Source organism: Lacrimispora indolis DSM 755, assembly GCF_000526995.1.
Classification (GTDB): Bacteria; Bacillota; Clostridia; order Lachnospirales; family Lachnospiraceae; genus Lacrimispora; species Lacrimispora indolis.
On sequence record NZ_AZUI01000001.1, the window covers coordinates 5,949,039 to 5,961,954 of the forward strand.

General features: G+C 48.6%; 12 protein-coding genes. All 12 read right to left on the minus strand.

From position 1 onward, the window contains the following. Positions 1-140 precede the first annotated feature (140 nt). The 12 genes from K401_RS0128865 to K401_RS0128920 all read right to left on the minus strand — a co-directional run bounded on the left by K401_RS0128865 (position 141) and on the right by K401_RS0128920 (position 12,910). Positions 141-353 (minus strand): hypothetical protein, encoded by a 213-nt coding sequence (locus K401_RS0128865; RefSeq protein ID WP_024296208.1) that lies wholly within the window; start codon positions 351-353, stop codon positions 141-143. Between the two features lie 51 nt (positions 354-404). Then, positions 405-1,382 (minus strand): hypothetical protein, encoded by a 978-nt coding sequence (locus K401_RS0128870; protein ID WP_024296209.1) that lies wholly within the window; start codon positions 1,380-1,382, stop codon positions 405-407. A 15-nt stretch (positions 1,383-1,397) separates the two neighbouring features. Then, positions 1,398-2,009 (minus strand): Fe-only nitrogenase accessory AnfO family protein, encoded by a 612-nt coding sequence (locus K401_RS32130; protein ID WP_024296210.1) that lies wholly within the window; start codon positions 2,007-2,009, stop codon positions 1,398-1,400. 4 nt (positions 2,010-2,013) lie between these two features. Beyond that, positions 2,014-2,304, minus strand: a complete 291-nt coding sequence (locus K401_RS0128880; RefSeq protein WP_024296211.1) for a PqqD family protein — start codon at positions 2,302-2,304, stop codon at positions 2,014-2,016. Beyond that, positions 2,294-3,700 (minus strand): TCP-1/cpn60 chaperonin family protein, encoded by a 1,407-nt coding sequence (locus tag K401_RS0128885; RefSeq protein ID WP_024296212.1) that lies wholly within the window; start codon positions 3,698-3,700, stop codon positions 2,294-2,296. The genes K401_RS0128880 and K401_RS0128885 overlap by 11 nt, the downstream gene beginning before the upstream one ends. Beyond that, positions 3,678-4,508 carry a hydroxymethylglutaryl-CoA lyase-like TIM-barrel protein gene (locus K401_RS0128890; RefSeq protein WP_024296213.1) on the minus strand — a complete coding sequence of 277 codons (831 nt, stop codon included), beginning with the start codon at positions 4,506-4,508 and terminating at the stop codon, positions 3,678-3,680. Before K401_RS0128890 ends, K401_RS0128885 begins: the two co-directional genes overlap by 23 nt. Next, positions 4,501-5,472, minus strand: a complete 972-nt coding sequence (locus K401_RS0128895; protein ID WP_024296214.1) for a homocitrate synthase/isopropylmalate synthase family protein — start codon at positions 5,470-5,472, stop codon at positions 4,501-4,503. The genes K401_RS0128890 and K401_RS0128895 overlap by 8 nt, the downstream gene beginning before the upstream one ends. A 23-nt stretch (positions 5,473-5,495) precedes the next feature. After that, positions 5,496-5,804, minus strand: coding sequence for a 2Fe-2S ferredoxin (locus K401_RS0128900; protein ID WP_024296215.1), 309 nt, complete (start codon positions 5,802-5,804; stop codon positions 5,496-5,498). Between the two features lie 14 nt (positions 5,805-5,818). After that, positions 5,819-8,485: a nitrogenase component 1 gene (locus tag K401_RS0128905; protein ID WP_024296216.1), complete on the minus strand. Its 2,667-nt coding sequence runs from the start codon at positions 8,483-8,485 to the stop codon at positions 5,819-5,821. A gap of 29 nt (positions 8,486-8,514) precedes the next feature. Continuing rightward, the gene (nifE, locus tag K401_RS0128910; RefSeq protein WP_024296217.1) at positions 8,515-9,858 is read right to left on the minus strand and encodes a nitrogenase iron-molybdenum cofactor biosynthesis protein NifE; all 1,344 of its coding nucleotides are present in this window, start codon (positions 9,856-9,858) and stop codon (positions 8,515-8,517) included. A gap of 80 nt (positions 9,859-9,938) precedes the next feature. Continuing rightward, positions 9,939-11,312 carry a nitrogenase component 1 gene (locus K401_RS0128915; RefSeq protein WP_024296218.1) on the minus strand — a complete coding sequence of 458 codons (1,374 nt, stop codon included), beginning with the start codon at positions 11,310-11,312 and terminating at the stop codon, positions 9,939-9,941. Beyond that, positions 11,312-12,910, minus strand: a complete 1,599-nt coding sequence (locus tag K401_RS0128920; RefSeq protein WP_024296219.1) for a nitrogenase component I subunit alpha — start codon at positions 12,908-12,910, stop codon at positions 11,312-11,314. Before K401_RS0128920 ends, K401_RS0128915 begins: the two co-directional genes overlap by 1 nt. Between the last annotated feature and the right edge of the window lie 6 nt (positions 12,911-12,916).

Sequence of the window (12,916 nt, forward strand, 5' to 3'; positions counted from 1 at the left end):
TGAGCAAAGCCCATTTGAATATGTCATAATCGGACCCAAAGCCGGCAAATATGAATACAGCATGAATCTGCAAAGAAGAACCTGACAAAGCCTGCCAGGATGAAATCTAAATAAATTTCATCCTGGCAGCTGCTGTTTCTTTATTTTTTCACCGCAACAACATGATAATACTTATCCTTTACGTCCAGTTCCAGTTCATACTCTTCTCCCCTCCGTTCAAACAGGACAAACACTCTTTTCCCCTCGCAGTAAACCTCATAGGCCTCCAGCTTTTTCTTTAATTCTTTCTCCAATTCATGTGTATCCACGTACACATCTCCGATTAAGCCTTCCAGTTTTTCTCTCTCTGTCATAACTTACTCCTCCTGTGATCATTTTTCCAGCGGCCGTTTTACCGGCACATCCTAACCTTTATTGCAAACAGAACAGCTTGCGCAGTCCGCCGGCGTGCAGTGCATGCCTGGTCTGGCAAAGGGTGCCGCTGTGAAGCCGCATTCTGACAGGCTGAATACATGGCCGTCAATGGTTACCTCATCGTTCTTATAATCAAACTCCACATGCATCCCTGACACAGTAATGGTATCGTCATATAATGGATGAACTTTCACCTTTGGCGTAAACGTCTCCAACCCCCCTTCCTCCGTCTGTACATAGATCAGATTTTCACAGGTAATGAGACCGCCTATCTTTCCGTCTTCTGTAAATACCAGGGAATTGCTGTCCGCATTCAGTCCGTTCTGCTCAGGATCATAAGCGGTCAGCTGCCCGATGGGCGTCTCAACCGCCACGGCCTCTGCAGGCTCCACCGAGCAGAGTGCTCCTGATTCATATAACGACAGGCCCACACCGGTCTCCACCTCCCCAAGAGGCGTCATAACCGTGATGCGTTCGCCCGGAAACAGGGTGATGCTGCGGATTCCTCCCTCCCGGTAAAAGCAGATGCCATTTAACATGGCTTGGAAAGAAGTAAAGCCTAAATGAAAGCTCAAGGGAATATTCATTTCCCTTTCGTCAGTCTCTGACCAGAATCCGCTGATCTGGCCGTCCAGGATAAACAGACGGTAAAGCTCTCCCGTGGAATAAAACTTAACCCGCTCTGCAGGCAGCTCTCCGATAGGTGTCTGCACCTCCTGCATTTCCTCCAACAGCACTCCGGTTACAAGGCCCTGGCGGTCAAATTCTACCGATGCCTTATTTTTCCGGCGGTTATTTTCCGTATAAGCAGGAATCAGTTCCCCGATTTCCGTCATGATTACATTGCGTTCCGATAAGCGCAGACTTTCCACTTCTCCGCCTGTGTATGTACTGATTCCATCCACACCGGCAAAAATGCCATAGGATGTCTGCAGATATCCATGCTCAAGCCACATATAATTTTGCATACTTCCACCTCCGTATCAGCATTGTTTTTTCGTCAGGACCACACGCACGGCTCCATCCCCGGACTGGGATTTCAGTTCAAACCGGTCTTCCCGTTCCAGCCACGGTGGGATATGGGCACAGTCTATACGAAGTTCCAGAAAAGGCACCGTATCTAAGAATTCCCGCAGGGCTTTTTTCGAGGATATCTCAGGGCATTCCTTCTGAAGCATGATTAAATCCAGAACGTATACTCCTGGTTCTTCCGTCTCTGCCGGTCTGGCATTCTTTATGATTTCATCCCGGAGCCGTTTCTTTTCATCACTTGCTTCAATATCCTCCAGAATTCCGTCCAGCGTCTGGTCATTTACCGCATCAACCGAAAAGATGCAGTAACCGGCCCGGTCGAATTCAGCAAAGGGTATCCCGGTGATTTCCCTGCTGCAAATCGCATCTGATCCCTCTGCAAGAGGAAGAATTTCTTTCATTCCCATCCGTGTTTCCCTGATGGTTCCCCCCGGTACAGGAGGAAATGATGCGGTATCCAAAAGGTTCCAGCCACTCTGCACCTTTTCATAGATGCACACCATGTTACACTCCATAAACGGAGCCAGACTTCCGTTTTTTAAAAATACTGCAACTTTCGCCATAGAATCACCTCTCTACTTCCACTACATTTCCATTTATCAGCTTTGCAAGAAATTCCTCCAGCTCCAGCCAGGCCTCATCCTCGTCTATCCCATCTTTTTCTTCCAGAAGCTTAACCAAATCAGAAAGGGCTGCTCCCCGCTCTAAATTATTCCAGAGAAAGATGCAGGTCTCATTGACCGAGGGCAGACCATCAAGAGAACCGCTCTGACTGTCCCTTTCATCAAAAATACAGAATTCTCCCCCCAGCTCTTTTAATATATAGCCAGGCTTTAATTTTACGTTTTTAATATCCATCGCTTCCCTTAAGCCTTTCTACATCCACTCCGCTCCTCATCAGCTCTAAGTCTTCCCTGTCATAGCCGGTGCTCACCATAACAGCTCCCGCCGTCAGCCACATGGCTGTCAGACTGGTGATTTTCAGTAAAAGAAGAATAAAAAGCCCGGCGCTGATTTCTTTGTCATCCAGACTTTTTCTGATTCCTGCAAGAACGATTTTTTCCGCCTCCGTTTCAGCAGAAATTCCGTTTGCAAAGCTTTCAGGAAGCATCCCATATTTCTTCACTGACTGAGCATAGGCAGCTGCATATTCCAGCCGCAGCTTTACTTCTTTGACTTCCATGGTCGTCTCACCGCCTGCATAAATCACCGGAACACGGCCGGACAGCCAGGCAATCCGCTCCCTTAGAACCTGCTGGTCATAAAAATTTGTCTTCGGGTCATCAATCATCTTTCGTATCTCAGTGATCCGCCGGGCTGCTGCTTCACCGGTTCTGCCTTCTACCACGGAATATGCTTCCGTCACCTCTATGGCATCTGCTCTTCCCAACATGTCTGGGGAAAGTTCTTCCCATGATAAGAAGTCGTATTCTCCATATACCTTAGTCCCGGTAAGTACTGCTAAATCTGCCAGCATATCTGCCTTCCGTTTTCCGATGCCGGGCGCTTTTACGGCCCAGACAGCAATTCTGCGTTTTTCCATATTGGCTCTTAACAGGGTCAGGACCTCTCCCTCAATCTCATCTGCCACCAGAAAAAGAGGACAGTTTCCCAGCTTCTCCAGCAGAGGAAGCAAATCGGAAAAAGAGGACAGCTTACGGCTGGTAACCAGCACCTGTACCTCTTTTAATGTTGCCGCCTTTCCCACAAGAAGCTGCCCGCTGACTGTCATTCCCTTTATTACTTCCATTCTGGTCTTTACCTGCACAGAATCCTTGATTATCACCTCGCCTGCTTCCAATGCCTGAAGAATCATTTCAGCCAGTTCTGCCTCGGCCGTGATCTTAACCAGCTCCTCCTTCAGATGGACCCACTCATGAACCGCAGCCTTTTCTGCCATCTCCGCCATCCAATCTGCTGCTTCTCTGATTTTTTGTGATAGATAAACGGGATTGATCCCGGAGGCCGCCGCCTTTTCACAGGCTGTCAGCTGGACCAGCAGCATGGAAGCCGCCTCTTTCGTACCGCAGCCGGTTCTGGCATTGATTTCCCCTATGGTTCCCGCTGCCAGCCGAATGCCCTGATTGATGTACAGATCCTCGCCTTCCATATACCTGGCTGTCTCTGCTGCCGACATGGTATAAGAGCCATTCACAAGGATTCCGCCGTCACAGACCAGTAGGCCGCAGAGCTTCCGGATCCCCTTTGCCAGCTTTTTTCTTCCGGTTTCCTCATATGCTATCTGCCGTATCATGATTCTTACCTCCTGCCATCATCTCTTTTAACAGGATCTCCGCCCGTCTGATCTCTGCTTTCTTCATATCCAGCTCAAACTTTCTGCCTGCCGCATGTACAAACTGGTACAAATCGCAGTTGCCTGCCCGTTCTCCGATTCCGAACAGGGTGGCATCAACCATATCCGCACCTGCTGCTGCCATGACAATGGAATTCGCTACGGCCATTCCAAAATCATTGTGTTCATGTATCTCTATTTTAAGCGGAACCACTTCTTTCAGTTCCCGTACCATATTTCTGGCCCTTTGGGGAGACAGGATTCCAACTGTGTCCGCCAGCCGGACAGCCTCCACGCCCTGCTGTTCCATTGTCCGGAGCAGATGATTCATAAATGCCACATCGGCTCTGGTAGCGTCCTCCAGTCCAACTGTTACACCCACACCATAGTCCTTTGCCACCTGGATACAGTCCTGGAGCATCCTTTCCACCCATTTTTTGTTCTTTTTAAGCTTATGGTAAATCTGGACATATGACACTGGGGTTCCAATATGAATCAAGTCCGGCTTCTGCCGTGCAGCCTGCTCAACACATTCAGGATTTAACAGAGACCATACGGAAACCAGCGCTTTCTTCCGTTTTTCCATGATTCTCCGGATATAGTCACGCCCCTCCATCCCTGCATCGTAAAATCCGGCTTCAATTTCATAGACTCCCGCCTGGTCAAGAAGCCCTGCCAATCGGATTTTATCCTCAATGGAAAAGGTGATTCCCGGACGCTGCTCCCCGTCCCGGAGCGTGGTATCCACCATACTGACCGCCTTACGCATTGTTCCTGCACCTCCCTGCAATCTCCAGAAATTCCTGGTCCGTTACATCCTTCCCCTTCTTTATACTAAGACGTTTAATCTGACCAAGAATCCTGGCTTTATCATATTCTGCCTCATCAAGCCCCAGCGCATTCAGCTTATACCGGACAGAGGCCTTTCCGGAATGTTTGCCCAGAACGATTTCCCGGCGGGCTCCCACCAGCTCCGGAGGATAGGATTCATAATTGGAAGGCTTTTTTAGGACTCCGTCCACATGAATACCAGACTCCACATAAAAAATCCGTTCTCCTATCACAGGAGCATGGGCATCAACCGCAGTGCCGGTCATCTCCTCAAATAACTGCCGAAGCTTTTTAAGCCCGGTAAGATCCTGGTTGGGTTTATGGCGCTGCATCACCCGCATGGCAGCAATCACCTGTTCAGTCGCAGCTTTGCTGCCGATTCCGGTAAAAGTCGTCATCACTGTCCCGCTGTTATTACGCTGCAGATAACTGACCGCAATGGCCGTTGCGCAGTAATACGCGTTCTCCGGATACAGGATGGGTGCAATCTTTACCAGCTCCTCCATGGCCCTTTCATAAATCCGTTCGCTTTCGTAGGTCAGTAAATCATCCAGGCCTGTCAGCCGGAATCTCCGCTCCGGGTCATCTGTGGGAATTCCTCTTAATTCTGCCAGTTCATTAATCTGGTAATTCCGAATATGGATTCCTCTGCCGCTGCAGTATGTGGAAATGATATTTTGGACACCAGGGTATTCCTTATATTCTGCAGGCATTCCCATCTGTTCTAAGTAACTTATCATCCGTTCCGGCATCCTTCCTCCCAAAAGCTCATATATTTCAGGAGAAACCGCCGCCGCATCAATTCCGACTTCCAGCAGCAGCTCCAGGAAACGCTGTGCCTGAGCAGCAGTGACCATGTATCCATTAAGCATCGTCAGTGTCCCATCGATAATCCTAACCATACGGTTTCCCTCCTTTCGGGAATTTAAATCATCAGATCTTTCACTGGATTCCCTCCTTCAAAATGTTCATCGAAAATCCGTTCCACATCAGCTGTTGTCACATTCCCATACCAGACACCCTCCGGATAAACCACAACAACCGGTCCTTTGTCACAGATTCCAAAGCATCCGGTATTGTTAAGAACCACTTCACCGGAAAGTTCCCTGTCCTCAATTTCCTGCATAAAAGACTGCACCAGATCAACGCTTCCTTTCTGAAAACAAAACCCTTTCTGAGTTCCGTTGATTCTGCAGCTCGTGCAGATAAACACATGATATTTGGGCTGTACCATCCTGCTCCTCCTTTTTACATGCTGGATGCTGCTTTTCTTACCGCATCCTCAATCACATCATAGGTATTGACCGCCATGATTCCTTTCTGATTCAGTTTCTCCTTAGGCTCTGCGCCGATCCTCATGGCAATGACGCCATTGCAGCCATACAGGGCCGTGATAATCTTCTGAATATGATCTTCTTTTTCACCGCATTCTTCCACACCTTTGCAGTATTGCTCCACGCTGCGCCTTCCAATGAAACGGACCTGGCCATCTGCATAATCATAAATATAGAATTCCTTTGCATGGCCAAAATGAGTATCTACAATCATACCGCTTTTGGAGGCCACTGCGAAACGAACGGCCGCCTTTGCCGGCTTCGTTATTTCTGATAAGTCCCGGGCAGCTTCCTCCACCGGTTTCACTGCACCGCGTAAATCAATGGATTGGTCATGATCCAGGGTCCCCACGGCATCCGCTCTGCAGTGCTGGCAGTGATACATCTGGGGCATAATTGCTTCACATTCCCTGCGGATCTCCTGAATCTGTTTTAATGGAATTGGCTCCAGGTGCTCAAAAATACTTCCTTCTACCGGAATCAGCTGCATGATATTAGTGATATAACACCCCATATCCTTTACGGTCCTCACGATTTCCGGTATATGCTCTTCATTGATTCCCCGTACTGTTACGATATTGATTTTAACAATGATGTGGCTTTCCACCAGCATACGGATTCCTGCCAGCTGATTGGACACCATGATGGCCCCGGCCCCATCTCCTTCATAATTCTGGCCCATGAACCGGATATACTTATATATCTGGCCGCTGAGATGAGGATCTACTGCATTCAGCGTCACTGTCACATGAGATACCCCCAGTTCTGCCAGCTCCTTTGCATACCAGGGGAGGAGCAGTCCATTTGTAGAAAGGCAGAAAGTCACATCAGGATCATATTCCCTGATCAGACGGAAGGTTTCACTCACTTCTTCCCAGTTAGCAAGGGCATCACCGGGCCCTGCGATACCTGCCACCGTTAAGTTCGGCATTTTTTCCTTCACCAGCCGGTACCGCTCAAGTGCCTCTGTGGGAGTCAGAATTTTGGAAGTAACCCCAGGCCTGCTCTCATTCTGGCAGTCGAATTTTCTCACGCAGTAATTGCACTGCACGTTACAGGCCGGTGCTACCGGAAGATGAATTCTGGCATATTTATGAGCGCCGCAGTTGTAGCAGGGGTGTTCCATTGTCTTTTTCTCCATGATATCCAGATCCGATTCCGCCCCGGCAGAAGCCGCCGGACCGTTCTTATCAATCAGAGAGTTTTTGTAATAAGTATCATAAAGCTGTTCACGGAATGTTGTCTCTGTCGTATCAATCAGGGCATTGGTGATTTCATCCAAGTATTCCATGCTGCCCTCATACCCCAGCATCCGGAGCCGCTGTCCGCCTACATGGTCATGGATGGGAAATCCGCGGCGGATGAGCGGCAGCTTTTCCTCTTCGGCAACTCTCCTGCCGTCGGAATTTCCTGCCATCATATTGGCATGGTACTTTTCAGCCATCTGTCCAATATCCTTAAAATCTGCCCGGTCTACAACGGTATAATCTTCCACAAAGTACATATCCGCCAGCTTTTTCAGTTCCGGCAACAGCAGTGTTTTCAGCTCCGGACAGACAGAGCCGGCAGCACATACAACCGGCATGACACCGCTTTCGCACATCATTCGGACCGTGGAAAGCACCAGATCAGGTTCTCCGAATACCACGGCGCGTCCGGCAGAATTATATTTGTGGGAATCAATCATGGCATCCAAATATCTTCCCCGTTCCGACTTAATTTCATTCGGAACCGGAATGGCTGCAAGTTCTGACAAAGCGTGAAAAAAAGCATCCGTATCCCGCAGGCCCACCGGCAGATTCAGCTTTTTGCAAGGCACTCCATATTTTTCCAGAAGCAGATCGCCCACAGAGTGTTTATGTGTCAGCCCGCTCAGTTCCAGTGTCATCCTTGCACCGCCCATTTTCCGGATCTCCCCTATATCAGTGCCGCCCTGGGGGAGACGGTTATACTCTTTTGCATGGCTTCCATCCAGATTGTCTGAGATGTCAGGCAGGAGAACCGGCTTCAGTCCGAACATCCGGAACACCTGTTTTAAATACCTGGTATCCGCCGGACTTAAAGGAGCCGTCACCACATTGATTCTGTCATTTTTATCAGCTTCCATCTTTACGGATAATACAATGGCATACAGCGCTTCAAAATATCCTTCATACTGACTTCCGCCATATCCCGGTGATTGGCAGGGGATGATATGAATATCCCGGTATTCCGGATTTTCTTCATAAAAATTATCGATGATCCCCGGAACATCCTCTCCGATCGTTTCCGCCAGACAGGTGGTCATCACACCGATGACATCCGGATGATACAGTTCTATCAGATTCTTCAGTCCCTTTTTCAAATTTGCGCTTCCTCCGTAAACCGTTCCCTGCTCCGTCAGGGATGAAGAAGCGATATCCACCGGCTCATTGTAATGGGTCGCCATATGGCGTCTTATGTATGTTGCACACCCCTGTGAGCCATGAAGGATTGTCATGCATTTTTTTACTCCGTAAAATGCTGTTGCACTCCCCATGGGCATGCACATCTTACATGGGTTAACGTTCATATTTACAAGCGGTTTTACTTCACTTTTCATAACCATACCACCTTTCCGCCGCCAGTTTTTCAAAGGACTTTCACATATTCCCAAACCGGATTATTCATACTGCGGTTAATCTCCCGCGTAAAGTTATAAACCCCTTCGAATCCTGCCAGAGGATGCTTTCTCTCATGGTTGTGATCGCAGAATGCCACACCCAGCTTGTAGGCCAGCGGGCGCTCCTTGACACCTCCCACCAGGATATCTGCTCCCTTTTCCTTCATAAATGTCTCAAGCTCCGCCGGATTGGCATCATCCAGGATAACCGTATCCTGATCCACCAGGCTTTCAATGACCTCATATTCCTCTTTTTTCCCTGTCTGGGTTCCCACCAGCACCGTCTGGATTCCCACTACGGCAAACTGGCGTATCAGGGAAATGGCTTTAAATCCGCCGCCTACATAGATAGCTGCTTTCTTTCCTTTTAAGCTCTTTGTGTATTTGTCCAGAAAGCTTTGCAGCTTTTCCGTTTCTTCCCAGCAAAACTTAACTGCTTTTTCCCTGGCCGCCTCATCTCCAAGGGCTTCTGCCACCCGGATCAGGGAGGCGGTTGTATCTTCCACGCCAAAGAAACTGACTTTCATATATGGAATTCCAAACTCCTCTTCCATCTGCTGGGCAAGATAGGTACTGGAACCGGCGCACTGGACAATATTTAAGGACGCTTCAGGCGCTTTCACCATATCATCATAGTCTGCATCCCCGGTAAATCCGCAGATCACTTCGATTCCCATCTTCTTGAAGTAATTTTTGATGATCCACATCTCTCCTGCAAGGTTAAAATCTCCCAGAATGTTAATGGCTTTCTGTTTTACCTCTGTCTTATGGGGACGCAGGACTTCCATGATTGCATCGCAGGCCATCCGGTATCCGGTGGATTTACTGCCTGAAAAGCCCGGAGATTTGACCGGAATCACCGGTATCCGATACTGTTCGGACTTCATCCGGCATACCGCATCCACATCATCCCCGATTACGCCGACAATACAGGTTGCATAGATAAAAATCAGCTTTGCTTCCCGGTGGAATTTCATCAGTTCATCCACTGCGGCTTCCAGCTTTCTCACTCCGCCGAAGATGATATCCGTCTCCTGTAAATCCGTGGAAAAACTGTTTCGGTAGATATCCTCCCCGCTGGTCAGAGAACCGCGGATATCCCATGTATAGCTGGAACAGCCGATGGGGCCGTGTATGATATGGTAAGCATCCGTAATCGGATTCAATACCACACGGGCGCCGCAGTAGACGCAGGCTCTTTGAGATACCGCACCTGATACACTGTCACTGTCACAGCAGATTCCGCTTCTCTGTCCGCTGCAGTCATCTTTAAACAAAATAGAACTTTTCCTGGCATCCAGTATATTTCCCATTCAACCGCTCCTCTCTGATACAGCAATAGGGAGGGGTCCTCCCTCCCAGTTGCTATGTAGTTGTATCTGCTGCTATAACCCTACATGACAACATCAAAATCCTCATCCAGAGCATCCCGGTCCTGCCGGTCCATCATGGCATCCACGATTTTCTCCACATACCGTATCCCGCCTGCGTAACCGACGGAGGCCTGAATTGGATTGCCATACCGGTCAAGCACCGGAAATCCCATTCTGACCATGGGAATATCTTCCGCCTTTGCGATCTGTTTGCCGTAGCTGGATCCCAAAAGCAGGTCTACGCCTTCATTTTTGATCAGCTGGTGCAGATAAAACAAGTCCGTATCTGCTTTTACCACATACTCCGACTCATCCACCCCATACTGGCTCATCAGCGCCCTGATCTCTTTTACCCAGCTTTCCTTTGGTGTGCCTGTGATAATGTATTTAGGACACATGCTAAGTTCCAGACAAAGAGACGTAAATGCGTAAACAATATCCGGATCTCCATAAATGGCCACCTTCTTTTTATAGGTGTACTGATGGGAATCCAGCATCAGGTCAAGTAATCGTCCTCTCTCATCCTCCAATACCTTTGGCACCTCCTGCTTTGTCACCTTCCGAAGCTCTGTCACGTAGCGATCTGTCAGCGCCACCCCCACGGGAAGAGGAATATTGGCATAAGGCGTAGCGAACTGCCGTTTCATATAATCCGAAGGTTCCTGGCTGCAGTAGGTTCCCATGGAAATCAGCTTTACGCAGTCGCCCAAAGCCTCCATATCCGCCAGGGATGTTCCTGCATGGGCATGAAAATATTCATTTTTTCCATCCATGGGATGATCCAGCGTACCGTCATGATCCGGGAAATAGATGTAATCTGCTCCCATGAGAGATGCGATTCTTTTTAATTCCCGGTCGTCCCCCGGATTGACCCAGCCTGGAAAAATCGCCGTTTTTCCGTTGGGTGTACCCGTCTTTTTCGTCAGGTACTTCATAAAACCGATTACCATGTTGGAGAAGCCCTGAATATGGGAGCCTTCATAGGATGGAGTACTGGCAAACAGTACTTTCTTATCATCCGGAATTTCCATATCCAGAATATAGGATCCTACGTCATCACCGATGGTCTCTGACAGGCAGGTGGTATGTATGGCTATGATATCCGGATCATAGAGGTCAAAAATATTTTTCACCGCCGTATTGATATTACTTCTTCCTCCAAATACGGAAGCACCCTCTGTAAAGGAACTGGAAGACGCCAGGGCAGGCTCTTTGAAATGACGGCTCAGCACTGTTCTGTGATAGGAACAGCAGCCCTGGGAACCATGGGAGTGGGGCATACAGTTCTCCACACCCAGAGCACAGAACATGGCTCCCACCGGCTCGCAGGTCTTACATGGATTTATGGTTATATGGCGTTTCTCCATAATTTCTTTTGGAGTTAAATCAAGCATTATTTTCCACCTCCTAAACTTCCTTCCAGCATGGGGGCTGTTTTCCAGGGCGGACTTATCAGCGCCCATGCATTGGTATACAGGCTCATGGTCACATCCCTGCCGAAATTAACAGCTCCCCGGAATCCTGCATAAGGACCGGAATAATCATAAGAATGCATCTGTCTGGATACAACGCCGCCATGCTGGATTGCGTATTTGTCTTTGATACCGGAAAAAAAGATATCAGGCTTATATTCCTCGATCAGCTGGTCAGTTTCAAACATGTTGTAATCATCCACTACCATATGGCCTTTCTTCATATCTTTAATCATGCCGTCATAGGTATCCAGTTCCACGCCGGCTGACCGCAGCTTAACCAGTTCCTCCTCCGTATAGCGGTCCGTATATCCCTCTTCCCGCTCAACGGTGATTTCCTCAATGTTCTTGGAATCAGCATCCGCTTTAATCTGGGGAATAATTTCCCGGCCTTCGTAGTCATCCCTATGGGCAAACTCATATCCTGCGATGGTGGTCTCTATCCCAAAATCCTTTAATAAAAGCTGATAATGGTGGGATCTGGAGCCTCCTACGAAGATACCGGCTGTCTTCCCCTTTAGCTTGGATTTATAATACTCCATATCCTCCTGGATCTCTGCCAGCTCCTCCGCAATCACTTCCTCTGTCCGCTTCGTCAGTTCCGGGTCATTGAAATACTCCGCCATCATACGAAGAGACTTGCAGGTGGCTCCAACACCGATGAAGTTTACTTTCAGCCAGTCGATTCCGTATTTTGTCTTCATCATTTCTGCAATATAGTTGATGGAACGGTGGCACATGACCAGATTCAAGTCTGCCAAATGAGCATTTTTCATGGTTTCATAGGAACCGTCTCCGGTGAACACCGATACCACCTCATATCCTATTTTCTTCAAAACCCGCTCCTGCTCCCAGCCATCACCGCCGATGTTGTATTCCCCTAAGATATTAATGCTGTACTTTGTTTTTGGAGCCTTTTCGCCTTTACCGATGACATAGCGCATAAGTCCGTTGTTTGCGATATGATGTCCGGCAGACTGAGATACACCCTTATAACCTTCACAGGAATACCCGACTGCCGTGATCCCGTATTTTTCCTCCACCCGCCGCGCTACTGCCTGCACATCATCACCGATCAGACCAATGGGACAGGTGGAGCAGATAAAGATACATTTGGGGCTGAACAAGTCCATGATCTCATCAATTCCTGCCTCCAGCTTTTTTTCTCCGCCGAATACGATGTCCGGCGCCTTCATGTCTGTACAGAAAGAATACGGTACAAAGTTCGGTTCCCCCTCATAGGAAGACTTCGCTTTATTCCTTCTGGTACCCCATGAATAAAATGCACATCCAATGGGCCCATGGGTAATCACGACAGCATCCTTCATCGGTCCGACAACAACGCCCTTGCACCCTGCGTAGCAGCAGCCTCTTGCGGTTACGATGCCTGGAATTGCACGGGTGTTAGCCATAATCTCATCCCGGGCGTCACCAAATTCCAGCTGGGTGATATGATTCTTTCTGTTTTTAAATACCCGCGCCGAGTATTTATCCAATAATTCATCTCTTTCTTTTGCCATGATTTC

Excerpts from the sequence above, each read along its gene's own strand:
- K401_RS0128865 (WP_024296208.1), bottom strand. The coding sequence starts at position 353 with ATGACAGAGAGAGAAAAACTGGAAGGCTTAATCGGAGATGTGTACGTG.
- K401_RS0128870 (WP_024296209.1), bottom strand. The coding sequence starts at position 1,382 with ATGCAAAATTATATGTGGCTTGAGCATGGATATCTGCAGACATCCTAT.
- K401_RS32130 (WP_024296210.1), bottom strand. The coding sequence starts at position 2,009 with ATGGCGAAAGTTGCAGTATTTTTAAAAAACGGAAGTCTGGCTCCGTTT.
- K401_RS0128880 (WP_024296211.1), bottom strand. The coding sequence starts at position 2,304 with ATGGATATTAAAAACGTAAAATTAAAGCCTGGCTATATATTAAAAGAG.
- K401_RS0128885 (WP_024296212.1), bottom strand. The coding sequence starts at position 3,700 with ATGATACGGCAGATAGCATATGAGGAAACCGGAAGAAAAAAGCTGGCA.
- K401_RS0128890 (WP_024296213.1), bottom strand. The coding sequence starts at position 4,508 with ATGCGTAAGGCGGTCAGTATGGTGGATACCACGCTCCGGGACGGGGAG.
- K401_RS0128895 (WP_024296214.1), bottom strand. The coding sequence starts at position 5,472 with ATGGTTAGGATTATCGATGGGACACTGACGATGCTTAATGGATACATG.
- K401_RS0128900 (WP_024296215.1), bottom strand. The coding sequence starts at position 5,804 with ATGGTACAGCCCAAATATCATGTGTTTATCTGCACGAGCTGCAGAATC.
- K401_RS0128905 (WP_024296216.1), bottom strand. The coding sequence starts at position 8,485 with ATGAAAAGTGAAGTAAAACCGCTTGTAAATATGAACGTTAACCCATGT.
- nifE (WP_024296217.1), bottom strand. The coding sequence starts at position 9,858 with ATGGGAAATATACTGGATGCCAGGAAAAGTTCTATTTTGTTTAAAGAT.
- K401_RS0128915 (WP_024296218.1), bottom strand. The coding sequence starts at position 11,312 with ATGCTTGATTTAACTCCAAAAGAAATTATGGAGAAACGCCATATAACC.
- K401_RS0128920 (WP_024296219.1), bottom strand. The coding sequence starts at position 12,910 with ATGGCAAAAGAAAGAGATGAATTATTGGATAAATACTCGGCGCGGGTA.